Source organism: Rhodococcus sp. BUPNP1, assembly GCF_002215235.1.
GTDB lineage: Bacteria > Actinomycetota > Actinomycetes > Mycobacteriales > Mycobacteriaceae > Rhodococcus.
In genome coordinates this window covers 1-21,171 of the sequence record NZ_NERM01000019.1, presented here as the reverse complement: position 1 = coordinate 21,171, position 21,171 = coordinate 1, and the positions used below count along the sequence as shown (strand labels likewise).

The window sequence follows — 21,171 nt, the reverse complement described above, 5'->3', positions numbered from 1 at the left end:
AAGTCTCCCGCTCAGCGGTCGATGGGCGCCGCATCCACGGCGGTGCCGCCGACACTCGTCCCGAATCGGTTCGATCGGCGTGAACCGACGAAGAACGAACGTTTCACCGCATCGGGCGGTGAAACCACCCTCGTCTCAGGAGGACAACGGATGTCCGATCCCTCGACCCCGCCCGCCGATGATCGCCGCGACAGCGCAGTGGTGACCAGGTCCACGACCTTCGTCATCGCTGCCCTGGTCCTGGCGGAATGCGTGAGTGCCTTCGAAGCCGGGATGATCTTCATCGCCCTGCCACGGTTCGGCGAGATCTTCGATGCACCGGCCTCGACGACCGGATGGGCGGTGACCGCCTACATGCTCGTCGCCGCGACGACAGCGCTCGTGGGTGGCCGCCTCGGCGACATGTACGGCCGCAAGAAGGTCCTGATCATCGCGATGATGGTGTCGACACTCGGCTCCGTCATCAGCGTCTTCGGCGATTCGATGGGCGCGATCATCCTCGGCCGAGGTGTGCAGGGCGCCGCCGGCGCGATCCTGCCGCTCTGCTACGGGCTTGCACGAGAAGCACTCCCGCCGAGCAAGGTGGCCCTCGCTGTGGGATACATCAGCGGCGCGGCCCTGCTGGCCGGATCGGGTGGCTATTTCGTCGCGGGAGTACTGCTCGATGTGGCCGACTGGCACATGATCTTCGTCTTCGCCGCCGCGCTCGCCGTCGTGGCGTCCGTGGTCGCAGCGTTCGCCCTACCCGGCACCCACACGCGCACGGACCTCCCCCGGTTCGACTATCTGGGTGCTGCACTGCTGACCCCGGGCCTGGTGGCCCTCCTCTACGGCATCACGCAGGGACCGACCTGGGGTTGGGCCGGTTTCGGCGTTCTCGCCCTCATCATCGGGGGGCTCGTCGTCCTGAGTGTGTGGACGGTGTGGGAGTTGCGCCTGGCAGAGCCCCTCGTGAATCTCCGGGCACTGGCAACCAAGCGGATGACTCTCAATCTGATCGCCGTCGCGGTTCTGGCGCTCGGCCCGGTCGGAGCCGTCCAGATCGTCACTCCCCTGATCCTGCAGGCTCCGACCTCCATGCCCGTCGGACTCGGCATGCCGGCAACCGTGGCAGGTCTCATCGGCGGCATCGGGGCCATCGTCGGATTCGCGGCGTCCCCGATAGCGGGGATGGTCGCAGGGCGCTGGGGTGGCCGGACCGCGTTCTTCATCGGAGCAGCTCTGTTCGCCGTGGCCAACCTCCTGATTCTCGTGGGTCACAAGTCGCTGCCCGTCATGATCGCCGTCTTCGTCGTTGCCGCTGTGGCAACAGCGTTCGCCTACACCGGCTACCCGAAGATCGTCATCGAATCCGTGCCGGAGGACGTCACCAGCGTCACGACCGGAGTGCTGGCCACAGCCCGACAGGCGTTCTCCGCCATCAGCGTTGCGATCGTGTCGGTCATGCTCTCGCTGTGGACCGTGCCGGACACCACCATGCCGACATCGGCGTCGCTCGACCTGGCGGTCGGCTGGTTCGTGTTGTGCTCGCTGATCGTGGCGGCGATCTGTTTGTTCATCGGCCGGCCGCAACAGGCGCAGGCCGTCGACTCGCCTGTGAGCGACGGCCGGGACGACGCCGACATGTCCGGCGCCGCAGTCTGAAAGCGCACCCGGCGTGGGCCCGTTCGTTCCTCCGGGAAAACCCTCCCGCGAAGCGGGATACGGTCGTCCTGGGACTCCCCGACGACCGTAGGTTCTCGATATGGCAGACGAGAATATCTTCGTGGTCGACCGTGTGGTCACGAAACCGGGATGTGCACGTACGTTCGTCGACAGATACATCGCCGAATACGTACCGGGGGGACGTGGACGAGGAATGACACTCGACCGGATCCTCGTCAGTCCTCCGGTCTGGTCCGACGACGAAACCAACGTGGTCACCATCATGTGGTCGGTCGACGGCGTGAAGTCGTGGTGGAACATGACCCGACAGGGACGACGAGACCCCGAACTCGGACTGTGGTGGTCGGATATGGATCAGTACATCACCGAGCGCTCGCGGACGATGGCCGCCCAGGCCGCCGACATCGAAGGACTTGCCGATGTTTAACGTGGTCAGAGTTGTGCACTTCGACGAGTCCGCCAGCACTGCGGACTGCGCCGAATACGTCGACACCGTTCGGATCGCCGCCAAGGAACTCGACACGCTCGGACACTTCGTGGCTCCCACCCTGCCCGGCGTGATCAACGGTGGCAATGTCCTTGTGCACCTCCGTTTTCCTTCCGCAGAGATCGCCGCTCGCCACATCGGCGATTTCGACGTCACCCTCCGTACACCCCCCGCGATGTATGTGGACGGAGTCGGTTATCCGGCCTCCTCGGCGCACAGACGTCCGGACGAGCCGCACACGGTCTACCGCGCGCTTCTGGTGCGGGTCGACCCCGACGCCTCGGTCGAAGCCGTCGAGGAGTTCGAAGGTGACCTGTTGAAGATGCCGGGGTACATCCCCTCGATCGTCGCCTGGCGCCTGAGCCGGGTAGCGGATTCGGTGGGCCGTACCGAATGGACGCACGTGTGGGAGCAGGAGTTCACCGATCACGACGCTCTCATGGGCCAGTACCTGAATCATCCGGTCCACTGGAGCATCGTCGACCGCTGGTTCGACCCGGAGTGTCCGGAAGTGATTGTCCGCGAACGGGTGTGCCACACCTTCTGCTCCGTCGACGACATCGCCATCGAGTGAGAACGACGACGTCCTCGGACCATCGGTGATGGTCCGAGGACTCGTCTTCAGCAGGGTGCGGTCACTCGAACAGTGAGCGCATCATCTTCCAGATCTCCTGCCGTGCAGGCTCCGTCAGCGACAGCGACGGGAACGTCAGGAATCCGTGGAAGAGACCGTCGAATCGTCGATGCCGTACTTCCACACCGGCGTCCGCGAGTCGTTGCGCGTAATCGTCACCGGACGAGCACGGTGGATCGAGTTCGGCGGTGATCACGACAGCCTGCGGCAGTCCTGCAAGCGAATCGGCCCGCGTCGGGACCACTCGGGGATCGTCCCTGCCGTCCGGGGCGTACTGCTCCCAGTACCACTTCATCGCCTTGGTGGTGTTGTAGTACCCCGACCCGTACTTCCGGTACGACTCCGTGTCGAAGTCGTCGTCGATGACCGGATAGAACAGCGCCTGGCCGAACACTGCAGGCCCCCCACCGCCGCGCGCTGCGAGGGCGACGGTGGCGGCGAGGTTCCCCCCGGCACTGTCACCTGCGAGCACGATGCGCGTGGGATCTCCCCCGTACGTCGTGATGTTGCCGGCCGCCCATTCGAGTGCCGCGTACATGTCCTCGTGCGCTGCCGGCGCACGATGTTCCGGTGCGAGTCGGTAGTCGACGGACACGACGACGACGCCGACCCCCTCCGCCATCGAACGGCAGAACTCGTCGTGACTGTCGAGATCGCAGAACACGAAGCCACCACCGTGGGCGAAGACCACCACCGGAATCGCGCCCTCGGAACTCTCGGGCCGATAGACACGGAGCGCGAGGTCTCCACCGGGCCCGTCGATGGTGATGTCGTGGACATCCCGCATGGCGGGCAGGTGCTGAAGAGGTGCACGACGACTGCGGATCAGGTCACGGAGTTCCGGGGGCGGAACCGTGGTGACATCCGGAAAGCCCGCATCCAGGGCTTTCAGCATGGACTCGACTTCAGGATGCAATGACATGTGGGTCTCCTCGATGTGGTGCGTCCGGTCACGCTAAGACCGGGGGCGACAGGTCCGGAACCCGATCTCCCGACCAGCGGTCGACCGAAATACGTCACTTCAGTGGGACGAAGCCTTCGCTCGGACGGACCCGGCCACGAGGATGAGGAGCAGTCCACACCCGACGGTCACCGATCGACGGTGACCGGAGACCCGGAGGAAGCGACATCATGACCACCGCGCACGGTGCCACGTCCGCACCCGACGACGTCTACGACCCCGACGTGAGGAAGCTGGTCGAGGCGATCCGCGCGCGAGGCGTCGGTTCCTTGCGGGACACCGGGGTCGAAGCAGCCCGCCACTCCCTCGAGTCGATCGTCCGGCCCGCCGGCCCCGACATGCGCTCCGTGCAGTCCAGGGAACTCGCCGGACCCCACGGCACCGTTCCCGTGCGCATCTACCGCCCTCGTTCGGCGCCGGATCGACACGCACCCGCACTGGTCTGGTTCCACGGCGGCGGCATGATCATGGGCACCCTCGATTCGTTCGACCGGCTCGCGCGCGAGGTCGCCGAATCGACGCGGGCCGTGGTGATCAACGTCGACTACCGACTCGCCCCCGAACACCGCTATCCCGTGGCCCACGACGAAGCCTGGGCGGCACTCCGATGGGCACACGACAACGCTCACGATCTGGGTCTGGATCCGGACCGTATCGGGGTGGGCGGAGACAGCGCCGGCGGCGGGCTGGCCGCGGCCACAGCTCTCCGGGCCCGCAACGAAGGCGGGCCCCGGATCGCTCAGCAGGTACTGGTGTACCCCGGCCTCGAGCGCCGATGTGATCGACCGTCCATGCGCCACTTCGGCGACAGTCCCTTTCTCAGGGCCGAGGACATCGACTGGATGAAATCGCTGTATCTGGGCGATGATCCGGCAGAGGACGACGAGTACGGAACCCCGGTGCTGGCGACCGATCTGAGTGGGCTCCCTCCTGCGGTGGTGATCTGCGGCTATGCCGATCCCCTCCGGGACGGTGTGGAGGACTACGGACGACGCCTGCAGGAAGCGGGGGTGCCGACGGCCGTCATCCGCTATCCGGGGGTCGGGCACGGATTCTTCATGCAGACCCACGCACTGGCACGGGCCAGGGCCGCGATGACGGAGGTCGGTGCCCTGGTCGCCGCACGGTTCGCTCCGATCGCCTGATCCCGGAAACCCTCCCGGTGAGCAGACCATGACCGTCCCGGAGCCGTGAAACTCCTCGTATTTTGTCCGCGAGCGCGCAACCCGGTTCGCTCGTAGATGCCGAGGGAGGCAGCAATGTCCCGAGAACCCGGATCCCAGGTGGAACACGACGAGATCGAACACGCGGACGTCGTGGTGGTCGGGATGGGTGCCGCCGGTTGTGCCGCCGCTCTGGCCGCCCACGACGCGGGTGCCCGAGTGGTCGTACTGGAGAAGACCGGTCCCGGCGAGGCCGGCGGGAACACACGGGTATCGGGTAGCGGCTGGTTCCATCACGACGATCCCGAACGCGCTGCTGTGTATCTGCGCGCGCTGTGCGGCGACGATCGGCCCCTGCCCGAGCCCGTCGTCCGAGCGTGGTCCCACGGAACCCGAGAGGTGTCCGCATGGGTCGAATCGCTCGGTGTCGAGGTGGGGCCGCACGGTCACTTCAACGCGGCCGGAGCGGAGTATCCCGAGCTGCCCGGGAGCGACTGCTACGGAGGATTGCGTTGTGTCGAGGGGACACTCGGCCAGGGTCGACTCTTCGCGGTCCTGGAGAAGGCATTGCACGATCGCGGCATCGACGTGCGGTACGAGACGCCCGTTGCGCGCCTGACGACCGACGCGCTCACAGGTTCGGTGACCGGCGTCGTCACCGCCGGCGGTGAACGGATCGACGCCGGGCGCGGCGTCGTGCTCGCCACCGGTGGCTTCGAAGGCGACCCCGAACTGGTACGCACTCACCTCGGACTCGAGGACGTGCCGGTGTGGGGAAGCACGGCCGCGACCGGTGACGGCCTCCGTATGGCACAGGAGGTCGGGGCGGATCTGTGGCACATGGACAACATGATGGCGGTCAACGGCATCACCGACCCGGCCTCCCGCCACGGCTACTTCGCGATGTTCGTCCATTCGCGTGGGGTGATCTGGGTCGACGACACGGGCCGTCGATTCGTGGACGAGTTCGTCCCGTCGGGGCACGGACAGGCGCTGATCGACGGGCGGTACGTTCTGCATCCGCATCGCCCCATGTGGGTCGTGTTCGACGAGAAGACGAGGTCGGCCGGTCCGATCAGCGGCTCGGCCGACATCCTCCCGGTCGGATGGAACGTGTTGATGAACGGTTATCGGTGGAGCTCCGACAACATGACGGAGATCGAAGCCGGCTGGATACGACGCGGCGACACGCTGGAAGAGCTTGCCGCGGTGACAGGACTGCCCGCAGATGCTCTCGCAGAAAGCGTCTCGGAGTACAACGCTGCATGCGCTGCGGGGGTGGACGAGCGCTTCGGGCGTTCCGCCGCCACGCTGGTGCCACTTCTCGACCCCCCCTTCTACGCCTACCGCAGCGGACCGATGCTGGCGTGGACCAACGGTGGGCCTCGTCGTGACGAACACGCCCGTGTCCTCGCCACGAACGGCACGGTCATCGAGGGACTCTATGCCGCAGGCACGGTGAGCTCGACATTCAGTTGGGCCAAGGACGGCGGTTTCCACATTGCCGATGCGTTCGTGTTCGGCCGCATCGCCGGCGAACACGCCGCCCGTCGTATCGGCTGAGTCCGGAGACCGGGACGGTTCGTGCGTCCTGCGCCCGCCGCGCGCAGACTGCCCGGAGACGACGTTGCGAAGGAGTGTCCTGTCATGGCCCCTGTGCCGAACCGAGATCCGAAGGTGCGGATCGGAATCACCAGTCCGATCGTCACGCGACTTCCGGGTGCGTGCAACGAATGGGAAGCAACCGCCGGGATCGACGAACTGGCACGGATCGCGGTGACCGCCGACCGTTTGGGATTTCATCACCTCACCTGCAGCGAACACGTGGCCGTGCCGGTGCCTGTGGCCGAAGTCCGTGGCGGAACGTACTGGGATCCGTCGGCGACACTCGGCTACCTGGCGGGACGGACCGAACGGATCCGGCTCGCCACGCAGGTACTGGTGCTCGGCTATCACCATCCGTTGGAGATCGCGAAGCGCTACGGCACTCTCGATACCGTCAGCGCAGGTCGGCTGATATTGGGCCTCGGCGTCGGCACGCTACGAGAGGAGTTCGATCTGCTCGATGCCCCCTTCACCGATCGTGGTGCGCGGGCGGACGATTCCCTGGCAGCGCTGCGTGCCGCACTCTCCGAGCGCGTACCGTCCTATCGCGGAAAGTATTTCGAGTTCTCCGACATGGTCGTGGAACCGAACGCGGTACAACCGCGGGTGCCGCTGTGGATCGGCGGGCGTACACCACGCTCCTTGCGACGGGCGTGCGAACTGGCAGACGGCTGGGTTCCTTTCGGTCTGTCGTTCGACGACGTGCAGGCGATGCTGGCCGAGCGACAGGTGCAGTCCGGATTCGAGGTCGTGCTGCCGGCTGCGGGTCTGGATCCGATCGGCGACCCGGACCGGACGAGAAGGAGGCTCGATCGCGCCGTATCGGCGGGAGCGACGATCATCGGCGCCGGCGTGACCGCCGAGTCGGTCGGCCACTACTGCGAGCAGCTCGAGGCTCTCACGGAGCTGTACGGGGAGGCGTTCGGGAACGCCGCGGATCTCCCGCTGCGCGGGAGCGCGACCCCATATCCACCACGACGCGAATAACGTCGACGAAGTCGCCCCTTGACCATCATCAGATCCGAGGAACAGATATGACCGTGTCCGAAGCAGACGCCCGCACCCAGCGCATCCGCACCACCGTGCACGCCTATCTCGATGCCGTGGCCGCGGGCGTGGCCGCCGACATCGCCGCCCTCTACGCCGACGACGCCACCCTCGAGGATCCCGTCGGCAGCGAACCGCGCGTGGGCCGGGCCGCGATCGCCGAGTTCTACAAGGGTGTCGAGGCCACCGAGAACACCACCGAACTGCTCACGCTCCGGATCGGCGGGTCGACCGCGGCGTTCCACTTCCGTGTGGTCACGAAGGCGGGCGAGCAGACCTACGAGATCGAGCCCATCGACATCATGACGTTCGACGACGAGGGGCGAATCACCAGCATGCGGGCGGTCTGGGCACCGAGCGACATGCGTGTTCGCTGACCGGTGGACGGGGCACGGTTCGCCAGCCCCCGCCACGGTGACGGACACTGGAACGAACGCCGATCGATTGGAGCTTCGATGACAGCGGAACACGCGGTACTGGATCCCCGACGGATCCGCGACGTGATGGGCAACTTCTGCACGGGTGTCACGGTGATCACCGCGCTCGACGGCGACGAACCGCTGGGATTCGCATGCCAGTCGTTCGTGTCGGTCTCGCTGGACCCGCCGCTCATCTCGTTCTGTCCCGCCCGCACGTCGACGACCTGGCCGAGGATCCGGGAGGTCGGCAACCTGGCCGTCAACGTCCTGTCCGAGAGCCAGCGCACCCTGTGCGGTGCGTTCGCGGTGAGCGGCGGCAACAAGTTCCGCGGGGTGCGCTGGGAGCCGGGCGACAACGGCGCTCCGGCGCTCGAGGGAGCCCTCGCGCGGGTCGAGGCGACCGTGGAGACCGAGTACGAGGCCGGCGACCACACGATCGTGCTCGCCCGGGTCACGGGGCTGACGTCGCTGCACTCCCGCGGTCCGCTGCTGTTCTTCCAGGGCACCTACGGCGGTTTCGAACGGCGGTGACACCGAACGTCGGCGATGTGGAACGACGGGTGAGGGAATAGACGGTCACCGGCCGAGGTTGGTCCGAAGGTGTGCCCGGCGGCCGATACCGGGCCCCGACGCGAAGGATTACCGGTGACCGTTCCCCTCTCCATCCTCGACCTCGCACACATCGGCAAGGGCGAGACCGCCCGTGAGAGCTTCGACGCCAGCGTGAAGATGGCCCAGCTCGCCGAGCAGTGGGGTTACCGGCGCATCTGGTACGCCGAACACCACAACATGCCGACGATCGCCTCGTCGGCGACGAGCGTGCTCATCGCGCACGTCGCCGCGCACACGTCGTCGATCCGTCTCGGCGCCGGCGGCATCATGCTGCCGAACCACTCGCCGCTGACCATCGCCGAACAGTTCGGCACCCTCGCCACGCTGCATCCCGGCCGCATCGACCTCGGTCTCGGCCGCGCCCCCGGCAGCGACCAGAAGACCATGCGGGCGCTACGCCGCGACCCGACCTCGGCCGACAGTTTCCCGCAGGACGTCCTCGAACTGCAGGCGTACCTGAAGGGCGAGTCACGGATCCCGGGAGTCGACGCGATCCCCGGTAAGGGCACCGACGTTCCGCTGTACATCCTGGGCTCGTCGTTGTTCGGCGCGAAACTCGCTGCCCTGCTCGGTCTTCCGTACGCCTTCGCGTCGCACTTCGCGCCGCAGGCCCTCGAGGACGCGGTGCGGCTGTACCGCCGCGAGTTCCAGCCCTCCCCCGACCACCCGGAGCCGCACGTCATCGCGGGTGTCGGCGTGATCGCCGCCGACACCACCGAAGAAGCGCAGTCGCTGTTCGAGGCGACCAAGCGGGCCCGGGTCGTCCAGATGGTCGGACGCGGGCGCACGTTCACCGAGGAGGAGATCGACATGCTGCTCGACTCCCCCGCCGGCATGCAGGTTCTCGAGATGCTCCGGTACACCGCCGTGGGCACGCCGCAGGAGGTGCGCGACTACCTCGACCGGTTCACCGAGCGCGCGCAGGCCGACGAGCTGATCGTCGTGTCGTCGGCTCCCGGACGCGACGCGTGGCTGCGCTCGCTCGAGCTTGTTGCGCAGGTCAGCGACCTCGTCCCGGCCTGATCGCCGAACACCGGCGGATCGGGCTACCGACGGGTACACTTCAGCGGCCGGCCAGGCACGGCTGAGAACCACGAGTCGTCAACCGCCAGGAGCACGATGAAGTACCGCACCCGCGCTGTTGCAGCGGCAGTGCTGACCGCCGCAGCGGCGATCACTGCACCGGCCGCCGCGACAGCCGATTCCCTTCCCACCGACGGGCCCACCATCTCGGTGACGATCCGCAACGACACCGACGCACCGATGGTGCTCACGTCGACCGAGAACCCCTACGGCAGATGGGTGGACGAGCCGGCCGCGGTGGTCCCGGCCCGTTCCACCGAGACGGTCTCAGCGAGCAGCGCCGACCGGCGCGGGTTCGGCATCCAGATCGACTACACGATGCCCGGCGACGCGACCGTGGCGCTCATGGCCAACAACTACGGCACGGGCGTCGCGAACGGCGACGGCACCCACATCGCAGGTGCCAACCGGCACGGCTTCGAGGTCGCGACCACGGTGGAGGACGGATATCCGTTCATGACAGCGGACTTCGCCGTCACCCGACCCTGAGACGACGAACCGGGCCCGGAAGGATACCTGCGTATCCCTCCGGGCCCGGTTCGTATGTGCGTCGGCGTCGCGCCTCTGTGTCAGCGTCCCGCCGCGTCCATCACGGACAGGTGCGCGAACAGCGCGCTCGCGCCGATCGGGTTGCCGCCGCCGGGGTAGACGGTGCCGCTCGGTGCGGCCATCGTGTTGCCCGCCGCGTACAGGCCGGGGATCGGGGCGCCCTCGCTGTCGAGCACGCGCCCGACGGTGTCGGTCCGCAGACCGCCCTTGGTGCCGAGGTCGGAGATGCCGAACTGCGCCGCGTGGAAGGGGCCCTGTTCGATGGGGACCAGCGCGGAACCACCGCCGGTGAAGGCGAGATCGTAGGGTTCGTCCCCGCGACCGAAGTCCTCGTCGACTCCCTTCGCGGCCAGCTCGTTCCACCGCGCGACGGTCGCCTTCAGGGATTCGGCGGGCACACCGATCTGCTCGGCGAGTTCCTCGAGGGTGTCGGCGGTCTTCCACAGTCCCGCGTCGACGTACTTCTCGGTCTCGACGAGCGGCACGTTCGTCGCCCCGACCGGCGGGACCTCACCGTTCCGGTCGTCGTAGATCATCCAGAACGGCACTGTCATCTCGCCGCGTTCCATGCGGGCGATGACGTCGCGGCCCAGACGGTCGTAGGGTGCGTACTCGTTGGTGAACCGCGCACCGTCCTGGTCGACGAAGATACCGCCCGTGAAGCACAGCGCGAACGCCGAGCGTCCGTCCGGGTGGGTCAATCCCGGCGACCACCAGGCCTGATCCATCAGATCCACGTCGGCGCCGACGGCGATGCCCGCCTCGTGGGCCTTGCCGAGATTCGACCACGGGCCCATCGAGTCCCGCGCGGCGCCGGGCACCCCGTACTTGCCGCGCATCTCGTCGTTCTGATCGAAGCCACCGGCGGCGAGGACGACGCCCTTGCGCGCGCGGATCGCCCGTCGCTCGCCGTCGTGCTCGACGATCGCGCCCACCACGGTTCCGTCCTCGACGATCAGTTCCTCGAGCGGGGTGTTCCGGTACAGGTTCACGTTCGGGTACTTGCGCAGGGCGATGAGGAATCGTCCGACGAGCGCGCGACCGCCGATGAGCATGTCGGGCAGGGGTTCGCCGTTGCGTTCGCGGCCGAGCGGGCCGCGGATCGACTCGTTGAGCTCGGGATCGGCGGCGATGGGCAGCGGCGACGGGACGATGTGACGTCCCTGGGCACGGGCCTTGGGCGCCTTGCCGAAGTAGTCGGGCCACGGGTAGACCATGAATTCGAGGTCGTCGTCGGACTCGAGATAGTCGATCAGCGGGGCGCCGCCGCGGACGTAGGCCTCCTGCAGTTCGCGCGGGGTGCGGTCGCCGACGACCGCGTGGTAGTAGGTCAGCGCGTCCTCGAGGGTGTCATCGTCACCGGCGCGCTGCAGGACCGCGTTGGTGGGGAACCAGACGCCGCCGCCCCCGGAGTACGCCGTGGTGCCGCCGAAGTACTCGGACGCCTCGACGAGGATCACCGACAGCCCTTCGCGCGCAGCGGTGTACGCACCGCAGCACCCTCCGGCTCCCGACCCCACCACGAGGACGTCGCATTCTTCCGCCCACTCCGCCATGACTGTTGCCTTCCGTCGACCGTTCGTGTGGAACACGCCACACTAGGCAGACGTCGGGTCCGCACAGGGCGATCGTCTCGCTGGGCGGGAGATTTTCGTTCTCGACCGTTCCGGCGGATCAGTCCCGCTCGACCGCGGTGCGGTCAGTCTCGTCTGTTGCGCGGCTTCCACACCACGAGGGCGTTGCTGCGCGGAATCGGCACCAGATCGCCGCGCGTCGAACGCAACTGGGCGACCTCTGCGTGGAGTTCGGCGACACGCTGCTGCAGCGCCTCGACCTGGTTGGTCAGCTCTATGATCCGTTTGATCCCGGCGAGGTTGACACCTTCGTCCTGGGAGAGGCGCTGCACTTCGCGCAGCAGTTCGACGTCGCGCGGCGAGTACCGGCGGCCGCCGCCGCTGGTGCGGTGCGGGGTGACGAGTCCGAGCCGGTCGTAGTTACGCAGCGTCTGCGCATGCATCCCGGCGAGTTCTGCCGCCACCGAGATGACGTAGACGCGCGCATCGGGGTCCGGTGACAGATCCCGCGGCATTCTCGTCTCGCTCATCACGCACCTGCCCATCCCTCTCGAGGATCGAAACCGCTTGCCTCTTCTGCACGAAGATAGTTGTGCAGCGCTTCCGTCGCCTTCTCGTCGAGATTCTGCGGGATCGCGACCTTCACCGTGACGAGAAGATCACCGGCGCCACCCCCGCGCTTGGGGACGCCTCGTCCGCGGACCCGCAGGACCCGGCCGTCGGCCGTTCCCGGCGGGATCTTCAGCCCGACGCGGCCGTCGAGGGTCGGCACCGAGACGGTGCCACCGAGGACGAGTTCGCCGTAGCTGACGGGCAGCACGAGGGTCAGATCGTCGCCCTCACGACCGAACACGCGGTCGGGGCGCACGTGCACCGTCACGAACAGGTCGCCGGACGGGGCGCCGCGCAGACCGGCCTCGCCCTGACCGGCGAGACGGATACGCGAACCGTCCTTGATGCCCGCGGGAACCCGCACGGTGATGGTGCGGGTGCGGTTCTGCACGCCGGTACCGCGGCAGTCGCTGCAGGGGTTGTCGATGATCGATCCACTGCCCCGGCAGTCGTCGCACGGTTCCGAGAATCCGAACGCGCCCTGGTTGCGGGAGACCACACCGCTTCCGTTGCAGTTCGGGCAGACCCGCGGGCTCGTTCCCGGCTGGGCACCGCTGCCGTGGCAGGTGGTGCACGGCGCCGGGCTGGTCATCCGCAGGGGAACCGTGACGCCCTGGACGGCGTCGCGGAAGTCGAGCGTCGTCTCGGTCTCGACATCGGATCCGCGGCGTGGACGCGAACGGCCGGCGGTGGAAGCAGTGCCGCCACCGGCGCGGTTGAACAGGCCACCGAAGAGGTCGCCGAGCCCACCGTCGCCGCCGCCGCCGAACAGGTCGCCGATGTCGAAGGTCGCTCCGGTGCCACCGGAGAATCCGCCGGCGCCGGGACGGAAGCCACCCGGCATGCCGCCGGAGGCGAACAGGCGCCGGGTCTCGTCGTATTCCTTGCGCTTGGCGGGATCCGACAGGACGGCGTTGGCCTCGCTGACGGCCTTGAAGCGTTCCTCGGCCTTGGTGTCACCGGGGTTGGCGTCGGGATGCAGGTCCCGCGCCAGTTTCCGGTAGGCCTTCTTGATCTCGTCCTGCGTTGCGTCGGGGGAGACGCCCAGGTCCTTGTAGAAGTCCTTCTCGATCCACTCCCGCTGGCTCACCGGGCGTCTCCTCCTCTCGCGTTTTCTTGTTCTTACTCTGTGCCCGGCTCGGCCGACGGCGCGTCACCCGGCGTGTCCGCCGGATCGCCGTCGGTGACCGTCACCATCGCGTGCCGCAGGATGCGGTCGCCGAAGCGGTAACCCTTGCGGAGCACCGTCCCGAGCACCGGGTGGTGACCGTCGCCTTCCATCTGGACGGCCTCGTGCAGCTCGGGATCGAAGGCGTCGCCTTCCTCGCCGAACGCGACGAGTCCGACACTGTCGAACACACCGGTCAGCTTGCCGGACAGTGCCTTCAGCGGACCCGTCTCCAGGTCGCCGTGGGCGCGGGCCCGGTCGAGGTCGTCGAGGACGTCGAGGAACTTCGCCGCGACGGAGGCCTTGGCCTCCTCCGCGATCGCCGTGCGCTGCGCCTCGGCGCGGCGACGGTAGTTCGCGTACTCCGCGCTCACGCGCTGCAGGTCGGCGGTGCGCTCGGCGAGTTCCTTCGCCTCCTGCGACTGTCCTTCGGTCTGCTCGGCCTTCTCGGCCTCACCCTCCGCAGGAACCGACTCGATCACCTCGCCCTCCTCGGCGCGCGGCTCCTCGGCGGGGTCGCGCACCTCGAAGGTCTCGGGGTCGATCCGTCGCTTGTCGGTGACGGTCACCGGTTCCTGCTCGGGCTTGTCGGCACTCACTTCTTCTCCGAATCGTTCGGCTCGTCGACGACCTCGGCGTCGACGACGTCGTCGGCACCTGCGGCCGCGCCGTCACCGGCAGCGGCACCCTCGGCGCCCTGCGCCTCGTAGATGGCCTGGCCGAGGGCCTGCGACTCGGTCGCGAGCTTCTCGACGGCGGCCTTGACCGCGTTGATGTCGGAGCCGGCGAGGGCGTCGTTGGCTTCCTTGATCGCAGCCTCGACCTTCTCCTTGACGTCGGCCGGGACCTTGTCCTCGTTCTCCTTGATGAACTTCTCGGTCTGGTGCACGAGCGACTCGGCCTGGTTGCGGACCTCGGCCTCCTCGCGACGCTTGCGGTCCTCCTCGGCGTGCGCCTCGGCGTCCTTGACCATCCGGTCGATCTCCTCCTGGGAGAGGCCGGAGCCCTCCTGGATCCTGATCGTGTTCTCCTTGCCGGTGCCCTTGTCGCGGGCGGTGACGTGGACGATGCCGTTGGCGTCGATGTCGAAGGTCACCTCGATCTGCGGGACACCGCGCGGAGCCGGGGCGATGCCGCCGAGCTCGAACGAGCCGAGCAGCTTGTTGTGCGCCGCGATCTCACGCTCGCCCTGGAAGACCTGGATCTGCACCGACGGCTGGTTGTCGTCGGCGGTGGTGAAGGTCTCCGACCGCTTGGTGGGGATCGTGGTGTTGCGCTCGATGAGCTTGGTCATCACGCCGCCCTTGGTCTCGATACCCAGCGACAGCGGGGTGACGTCGAGCAGCAGCACGTCCTTGACCTCGCCCTTGAGGACGCCGGCCTGCAGGGCTGCACCCACGGCGACGACCTCGTCGGGGTTCACACCCTTGTTGGGCTCGCGGCCACCGGTGAGCTCGCGCACCAGGTCGGTGACGGCGGGCATACGGGTCGAGCCGCCGACCAGCACGACGTGGTCGATGTCGCCGACGGAGATGCCGGCGTCCTTGACGACCTGCTGGAACGGAGCGCGGGTGCGCTCGAGGAGGTCGCCGGTGATCTTCTGGAACTCCGAGCGGGTGAGCTGCTCATCGAGGAACAGCGGGTTCTTGTCCGCGTCGACGGTGATGTAGGGCAGGTTGATCGAGGTCGACTGCGAGGACGACAGCTCGATCTTGGCCTTCTCGGCAGCCTCGCGCAGACGCTGCAGGGCCATCTTGTCCTTGGTCAGGTCGACGCCGTGCTGGCCCTTGAACTTCTCGACGAGCCAGTTGACGACGCGCTCGTCCCAGTCGTCGCCACCGAGGTGGTTGTCGCCGGAGGTCGCGCGGACCTCGACGACACCGTCACCGATCTCGAGGAGGGAGACGTCGAAGGTGCCGCCACCGAGGTCGAAGACCAGGATGGTCTGCTCCTTCTCGCCCTTGTCGAGGCCGTAGGCGAGGGCAGCCGCGGTGGGCTCGTTGACGATGCGCAGGACGTTGAGGCCGGCGATGGTGCCGGCTTCCTTCGTGGCCTGACGCTGGGCGTCGTTGAAGTACGCCGGGACGGTGATGACCGCGTCGGTGATGTCCTCACCGAGGTAGGCCTCGGCGTCGCGCTTGAGCTTCATCAGCGTGCGGGCGCTGATCTCCTGCGGCGTGTACTTCTTGTCGTCGATGGCCACGGTCCAGTCCGTGCCGATGTGGCGCTTGACCGAACGGATGGTGCGGTCGACGTTGGTGACCGCCTGGTTCTTGGCGGGCTGGCCCACCAGAACCTCACCGTTCTTCGCGAATGCGACGACGGACGGGGTGGTGCGGGACCCCTCGGCGTTGGCGACCACAACGGGCTCGCCGCCTTCCAGAACGGAAACGACCGAGTTGGTGGTTCCGAGGTCGATGCCGACCGCACGAGCCATAATTTTCCTCCAATGTTCCTGCCGCGACGCGTGCGCGCCGCGAAAACGTTCCATGCCCGACCTGAGCCCGTTCGACTCAGGTGAGCGCGGTCGACTCAAGCCTGCACCCGAGCGGTCCACGCCGTCAAGTTAAGTTGAGTCTCATGCGCTCAAGTTGTCTGACTCGTCCAACGGCAGGTCGTGGACTTTTGTTCCGAGCGTGACGCAGATCACGCAGACGTCGGGATCGCGCTGTTCCGCTTGCTCCCCCGCGTCCGCGGAAACGACCCGCTGGGCGGGAGAGACCGGTGCCCCGCCCGTTCCCGCAGCCCTAGCGTGAGGCCACTTCATGAACCTCCGTGTCCGTTCCGGGACCGGACCGTTCGCGCTCGTGGAAGGACTCCAAGTTGAACGGACAGCATTTCCGATCCGTCGTCACCGCACCCGATGCCACCTCGTACGACGTCGTCGTGGTCGGGGCCGGCGTCGCCGGCCTCCACGCGATCCACCGATTCCGCAGCCAGGGCCTGACGGTCCGCGCGTTCGAGGCCGCGTCGGGGGTGGGCGGGGTCTGGTACTGGAACCGCTACCCCGGCGCGCGCTGCGACGTCGAGTCGATCGACTACTCCTATTCCTTCTCCCCCGAACTCGAGCAGGAGTGGAACTGGAGCGAGAAGTACGCCACCCAGCCCGAGATCCTCGCCTATCTCGAGCACGTCGCCGACCGCTTCGACCTGCGCCGCGACATCCGGTTCGACACCCGCGTCACCTCCGCGGTCCTCGACGAGGACGCCCTGCGCTGGACCGTGCGCACCGATCGCGGTGACGAGGTCTCGGCCCGCTTCCTCGTCGTGGCCGCCGGGCCGCTGTCGAACGCGAACACCCCGGCATTCGACGGCCTCGACCGCTTCACCGGCGACATCGTCCACACGGCCCGCTGGCCCCACGACGGCGTCGATCTCACCGGCAAGCGCGTCGGCGTGATCGGCACCGGATCGTCGGGCATCCAGTCGATCCCGATCATCGCCGAGCAGGCCGAGCGGCTGTTCGTCTTCCAGCGCTCGGCGAACTACAGCATCCCCGCCGGCAACGTGCCGCTCGACGACACCACCCGCGCCGAGCAGAAGGCGAACTACGCCGAACGGCGCCGGCTGTCACGGGAATCCGGCGGCGGCTCGCCGCACCGGCCGCACCCGAAGTCGGCACTCGAGGTCTCCGAGGACGAACGACGCGCCGCCTACGAGGAACGCTGGAAGCTCGGCGGCGTCCTCTATTCCAAGGCGTTCCCCGATCAGCTCACCGATCCCGCTGCCAACGACACCGCCCGTGCGTTCTGGGAGGAGAAGATCCGCGCGGTCGTCGACGATCCCGCGGTCGCCGAGCTGCTGATCCCCAAGGACCACGCGATCGGCGCCAAGCGCATCGTCACCGACAGCGGGTACTACGAGACGTACAACCGCGACAACGTCGAACTCGTCGACCTGCGCAGCACGCCGCTCGTCGGTATGGACGAGACCGGCATCGTCACCACCGGCGCGCACTACGACCTCGACGTGATCGTCCTCGCGACCGGCTTCGACGCCATGACCGGTTCGCTCGACAAGCTCGAGATCGTCGGCCGCGGTGGCCGCACCCTGAAGGAGAAGTGGGCGGCCGGCCCGCAGACCTATCTCGGACTCGGCATCGACGGCTTCCCCAACTTCTTCAACCTCACCGGCCCCGGCAGTCCGTCGGTCCTCGCGAACATGGTGTTGCACTCCGAACTCCACGTCGACTGGGTCGCGGACGCGATCGCCTATCTCGATGCGCGCGGCGCCGCCGGTATCGAGGGCACGCCGGAGGCCGTCGCCGACTGGGTGGAGGAATGCCGCAACCGGGCCGAGGCGTCGCTGCTGAACTCCGCGAACTCCTGGTACCTCGGCGCGAACATTCCCGGGCGGCCCCGCGTGTTCATGCCCTTCCTCGGTGGCTTCGGCGTCTACCGCGAGATCATCACGGAAGTGGCCGAATCCGGGTACAAGGGGTTCGCGATCCTCGAGGGCCGAGACCCCGGACGGTAGGACAAAGGACCGACCGGTTGCGCCCGTCGAGCAATTCGTCCGGGCGCAACCGGTGGTGGTCCGACCCAGTGCTTACTTGATGCAGTGCCCGGCGTCGACGGGCAGGGTGACACCGGTGATGTAGCGGGACTCCTCGGATGCGAGGAACAGGCTCGCGTTCGCGATGTCCTCGGGTTCGATCAACGGCACGGGGAGCAGGTGCATCGACTGCAGGGCCGCCTCGAACTGCTCCCGCGTCGGGTTCTCGACACCCGGGCAGAAGGTGCGCATCGTGGCCGGGTTCTCCACCATCGTGGTCCGGGTGTTGGCGGGGTGGATCGTGTTGACCCGCACCCGATGCGGGGCGAGTTCGTTGGCGAGCGACTTCATCAACCCCACCACGCCGTGCTTGGCGGCGGTGTAATGGCCGACGCTCACGAGCCCGCGCAGACCCGCGATCGAACTGACGAGCACGATCGAGCCCCCGCGACCACCGGCCACGATGTGCGGGATCGCGGCCTTGCACGTGCGCCACACGCCGGTGAGGTTGACGTCGAGCATGGTCTGCCAGCGTTCGGAGTCCATCTCCGTCGCCCGGCCCGACGAGCTGATGCCCGCGGTCGCGCACACGACATCCAGCCGGCCGAGCGCTGTGACCCCCTGCGCCACCGCGTCGTCGAGTGACGGCTGATCGCGCACGTCCACCTCGAAGGCACAGATCTTCCGGCCGAGCGATTCGACGAGTCGCACGGTCTCGGCGAGATCGGCGGGTGACGCGCCGGGAGTGGTCGCGTGGTCCACCGGGGCGCACACGTCGACGGCGACGATGTCGGCGCCTTCCTGCGCGAACCGCACCGCCTGGGCGCGTCCCATCCCCCTCGCCGCGCCGGTGATCAGCGCGACCTTGCCGTCCAGACGTCCACTCATCACGCCACCTTCTGGGTCAGACCGCCGTCGACGACCATCTGCAGGCCGGTGACGTAACGGGATTCGTCGGATGCGAGGAACAGCACCGCGTTGCTCACGTCGGCCGGTTCGACCCACGGCACACGCAGTAGCGTCTTCGTCGACAGCACCTCCGCGACGTCGTCGGCGGTGGGCGCCTCGAGGTCGGGACGCAGCCGCGCGAAGGTCGCGGGGTTGAGCGTCATCGATGTCGCCGCCGCACCCGGATGAACGGTGTTGACGCGGATCGCCCGCGCCCCGAGTTCGTTCGCCAGGGTCTTGGCCAGGCCCGTGACCGCGTGCTTGGCCGCCGAGTAGTGCGACGCGCCCGGTACGGCCTTGATCGCGGCGGTGGAGCTGACGATGATCACCGATCCACCGTCGGGATCGAGTTCGGCGACACCGGCTTTGACGGTGTGCCAGGTACCGGTGAGGTTGACGTCGATCGACCGGTTCCAGATCTCGTCGTCGATCTCCCAGGACAGGCCCGGATTGTCGCTGATGCCGGCGTTCGCGACGACGACGTCGAGCGGGCCGAGCTCGGACACTCCGGCCCGCACCGCTGCGACCACCGCGTCGAAGTCGCGGACGTCCGCTGTTCCGGTGACGATCCGGCGGCCCGTCGCGCGGACGAGGCGAGCGGTTTCGTCCAGTTCGGCCTCCGTGCGACCACCCGGCAGATCCAGCGCGACGATGTCGGCACCCTCCTCCGCCAGCCGCGTCGCGCATGCGCGCCCCAGCCCACCTGCGGCGCCCGTGATCAGCGCGACCTTCCCGGTCATCCGTGCCATGAACGTTCCTTTCGCCGTGATGTGCCGCGACGCTAACGACCGGCGACGCCGATCCGGGAGGTCTTCTCCCGTGTGACGGGAGGCGTCCTCCCCACCGATTTGTCGCGTTCCATCCAGCGGGAGACACGCTTCACGCGGCGAGTGGCCGACGAGTTCCATGAGGCGCATCACAAGTCTCTCCACCACTGACGGCACGGAGGAATTCATGTCCATCGACACCGCACGCTCCACACCGGACGACGACGTCGAGATCCGCGAGATCCAGGCCGCGGCCGCTCCCACCCGCTTCGCCCGTGGCTGGCACTGCCTCGGCCTGCTCCGCGACTTCCAGGACGGCAAGCCGCACTCCATCGAGGCCTTCGGCACCAAGCTGGTCGTGTTCGCCGACAGCAAGGGGCAGCTCAACGTCCTCGACGCCTACTGCCGGCACATGGGTGGCGACCTGAGCCGCGGCGAGGTCAAGGGCGACTCGATCGCGTGCCCGTTCCACGACTGGCGCTGGAACGGCAAGGGCAAGTGCACCGACATCCCCTACGCCCGGCGTGTCCCGCCGATCGCAAAGACCCGCGCCTGGACGACCCTCGAGCGCAACGGCCAGCTGTACGTGTGGAACGACCCGCAGGGCAATCCGCCGCCGGAGGACGTCACCATCCCGGAGATCGCCGGCTACGGCACCGACGAGTGGACGGACTGGAGCTGGAAGAGCCTGCGTATCAAGGGTTCGCACTGCCGCGAGATCGTCGACAACGTCGTCGACATGGCGCACTTCTTCTACATCCACTACTCGTTCCCGCGCTACTTCAAGAACGTCTTCGAGGGCCACACCGCCACGCAGTACATGCACTCGACCGGTCGCGAGGACGTCATCAGCGGCACCAACTACGACGACCCCAACGCCGAACTGCGTTCGGAAGCGACCTATTTCGGCCCGTCGTACATGATCGACTGGCTCGAATCCGATGCCAACGGCCAGACCATCGAGACGGTGCTCATCAACTGCCACTACCCGGTGAGCAACAACGAGTTCGTGCTGCAGTACGGCGCGATCGTCAAGAAGCTCCCGGGTGTGTCGGACGAGATGGCCGCCGGGATGGCCGCACAGTTCGCCGAGGGTGTGCAGCTCGGTTTCGAGCAGGACGTCGAGATCTGGAAGAACAAGGCACCCATCGACAATCCGCTGCTGTCCGAGGAGGACGGCCCGGTCTACCAGCTGCGTCGCTGGTACCAGCAGTTCTACGTCGATGTCGAGGACATCACCGAGGACATGACCAAGCGCTTCGAGTTCGAGATCGACACCACCCGGGCGGTCGCGAGCTGGCAGAAGGAGGTCGCGGAGAACCTCGCGAAGCAGGCCGAAGACTCGACCGCGACCCCCTAGAGGCCCCTCGTCGCATCCCCCAC

At 67.6% G+C, this 21,171-nt stretch carries 20 protein-coding genes; 12 read left to right on the top strand and 8 right to left on the bottom strand.

What is annotated here, in order from left to right:
* Window positions 1-150: 150 nt before the first annotated feature.
* The 3 genes from B9C99_RS18420 (at window position 151) to B9C99_RS18410 (ending at window position 2,726) form a co-directional block, all read left to right on the top strand.
* A complete protein-coding gene (locus tag B9C99_RS18420) occupies window positions 151-1,644 on the top strand; it encodes an MFS transporter (protein ID WP_253250123.1) in 1,494 nt (497 codons plus the stop codon).
* A 100-nt stretch (window positions 1,645-1,744) separates the two neighbouring features.
* Window positions 1,745-2,092, top strand: coding sequence for a hypothetical protein (locus tag B9C99_RS18415; RefSeq protein WP_088898864.1), 348 nt, complete (start codon window positions 1,745-1,747; stop codon window positions 2,090-2,092).
* Entirely contained in the window at window positions 2,085-2,726 is a 642-nt protein-coding gene (locus B9C99_RS18410) for a Dabb family protein (protein ID WP_253250122.1), read from the top strand. The genes B9C99_RS18415 and B9C99_RS18410 overlap by 8 nt, the downstream gene beginning before the upstream one ends.
* 61 nt (window positions 2,727-2,787) lie before the next feature.
* On the opposite strand, the gene B9C99_RS18405 is transcribed toward B9C99_RS18410, so the two are convergent.
* Entirely contained in the window at window positions 2,788-3,708 is a 921-nt protein-coding gene (locus tag B9C99_RS18405) for an alpha/beta hydrolase (protein WP_088898862.1), read from the bottom strand.
* Window positions 3,709-3,917: 209 nt separating this feature from the next.
* On the opposite strand from B9C99_RS18405, the gene B9C99_RS18400 reads away from it, so the two are divergent.
* The 7 genes from B9C99_RS18400 (at window position 3,918) to B9C99_RS18370 (ending at window position 10,165) form a co-directional block, all read left to right on the top strand.
* Window positions 3,918-4,892: an alpha/beta hydrolase gene (locus tag B9C99_RS18400; protein ID WP_088898861.1), complete on the top strand. Its 975-nt coding sequence runs from the start codon at window positions 3,918-3,920 to the stop codon at window positions 4,890-4,892.
* Window positions 4,893-5,006: 114 nt separating this feature from the next.
* Complete coding sequence (locus tag B9C99_RS18395; RefSeq protein WP_088898860.1) at window positions 5,007-6,473, top strand: FAD-dependent oxidoreductase; 1,467 nt, start codon at window positions 5,007-5,009, stop codon at window positions 6,471-6,473.
* Window positions 6,474-6,587: 114 nt separating this feature from the next.
* The gene (locus tag B9C99_RS18390; protein ID WP_253250128.1) at window positions 6,588-7,502 is read left to right on the top strand and encodes an LLM class F420-dependent oxidoreductase; all 915 of its coding nucleotides are present in this window, start codon (window positions 6,588-6,590) and stop codon (window positions 7,500-7,502) included.
* Between the two features lie 47 nt (window positions 7,503-7,549).
* A complete protein-coding gene (locus B9C99_RS18385; RefSeq protein WP_016695964.1) occupies window positions 7,550-7,939 on the top strand; it encodes a nuclear transport factor 2 family protein in 390 nt (129 codons plus the stop codon).
* A 78-nt stretch (window positions 7,940-8,017) separates the two neighbouring features.
* Window positions 8,018-8,512: a flavin reductase family protein gene (locus tag B9C99_RS18380; protein WP_088898858.1), complete on the top strand. Its 495-nt coding sequence runs from the start codon at window positions 8,018-8,020 to the stop codon at window positions 8,510-8,512.
* A gap of 114 nt (window positions 8,513-8,626) precedes the next feature.
* Window positions 8,627-9,616 carry an LLM class flavin-dependent oxidoreductase gene (locus tag B9C99_RS18375; protein WP_088898857.1) on the top strand — a complete coding sequence of 330 codons (990 nt, stop codon included), beginning with the start codon at window positions 8,627-8,629 and terminating at the stop codon, window positions 9,614-9,616.
* Window positions 9,617-9,712: 96 nt separating this feature from the next.
* Complete coding sequence (locus tag B9C99_RS18370) at window positions 9,713-10,165, top strand: hypothetical protein (RefSeq protein ID WP_088898856.1); 453 nt, start codon at window positions 9,713-9,715, stop codon at window positions 10,163-10,165.
* Between the two features lie 80 nt (window positions 10,166-10,245).
* Here the strand turns inward: B9C99_RS18370 and B9C99_RS18365 are convergent, their stop codons facing one another.
* From B9C99_RS18365 to dnaK, 5 genes are all read right to left on the bottom strand, one after another.
* A complete protein-coding gene (locus tag B9C99_RS18365) occupies window positions 10,246-11,781 on the bottom strand; it encodes an FAD-binding protein (protein WP_088898855.1) in 1,536 nt (511 codons plus the stop codon).
* A gap of 143 nt (window positions 11,782-11,924) precedes the next feature.
* A complete protein-coding gene (locus B9C99_RS18360) occupies window positions 11,925-12,329 on the bottom strand; it encodes a helix-turn-helix domain-containing protein (RefSeq protein ID WP_088898854.1) in 405 nt (134 codons plus the stop codon).
* Window positions 12,329-13,501 carry a molecular chaperone DnaJ gene (gene dnaJ, locus B9C99_RS18355; RefSeq protein ID WP_088898853.1) on the bottom strand — a complete coding sequence of 391 codons (1,173 nt, stop codon included), beginning with the start codon at window positions 13,499-13,501 and terminating at the stop codon, window positions 12,329-12,331. The genes B9C99_RS18360 and dnaJ overlap by 1 nt, the downstream gene beginning before the upstream one ends.
* Before the next feature lie 32 nt (window positions 13,502-13,533).
* Complete coding sequence (gene grpE, locus B9C99_RS18350) at window positions 13,534-14,178, bottom strand: nucleotide exchange factor GrpE (protein WP_088898852.1); 645 nt, start codon at window positions 14,176-14,178, stop codon at window positions 13,534-13,536.
* Entirely contained in the window at window positions 14,175-16,016 is a 1,842-nt protein-coding gene (dnaK, locus tag B9C99_RS18345; RefSeq protein ID WP_088898851.1) for a molecular chaperone DnaK, read from the bottom strand. Before dnaK ends, grpE begins: the two co-directional genes overlap by 4 nt.
* 386 nt (window positions 16,017-16,402) lie before the next feature.
* Here dnaK and B9C99_RS18340 point away from each other — a divergent pair, with 386 nt between their 5' ends.
* A complete protein-coding gene (locus tag B9C99_RS18340) occupies window positions 16,403-18,055 on the top strand; it encodes an NAD(P)/FAD-dependent oxidoreductase (protein ID WP_088898904.1) in 1,653 nt (550 codons plus the stop codon).
* A 72-nt stretch (window positions 18,056-18,127) separates the two neighbouring features.
* Here the strand turns inward: B9C99_RS18340 and B9C99_RS18335 are convergent, their stop codons facing one another.
* Window positions 18,128-18,961: a mycofactocin-coupled SDR family oxidoreductase gene (locus B9C99_RS18335; RefSeq protein WP_088898850.1), complete on the bottom strand. Its 834-nt coding sequence runs from the start codon at window positions 18,959-18,961 to the stop codon at window positions 18,128-18,130.
* On the bottom strand, window positions 18,961-19,770 hold the full coding sequence (locus B9C99_RS18330) for a mycofactocin-coupled SDR family oxidoreductase (protein ID WP_172415002.1): 810 nt from the start codon (window positions 19,768-19,770) through the stop codon (window positions 18,961-18,963). Before B9C99_RS18330 ends, B9C99_RS18335 begins: the two co-directional genes overlap by 1 nt.
* 205 nt (window positions 19,771-19,975) lie before the next feature.
* Between B9C99_RS18330 and B9C99_RS18325 the strand changes: the two genes are divergently transcribed.
* Entirely contained in the window at window positions 19,976-21,148 is a 1,173-nt protein-coding gene (locus B9C99_RS18325; RefSeq protein WP_088898848.1) for a Rieske 2Fe-2S domain-containing protein, read from the top strand.
* Window positions 21,149-21,171: the final 23 nt, after the last annotated feature.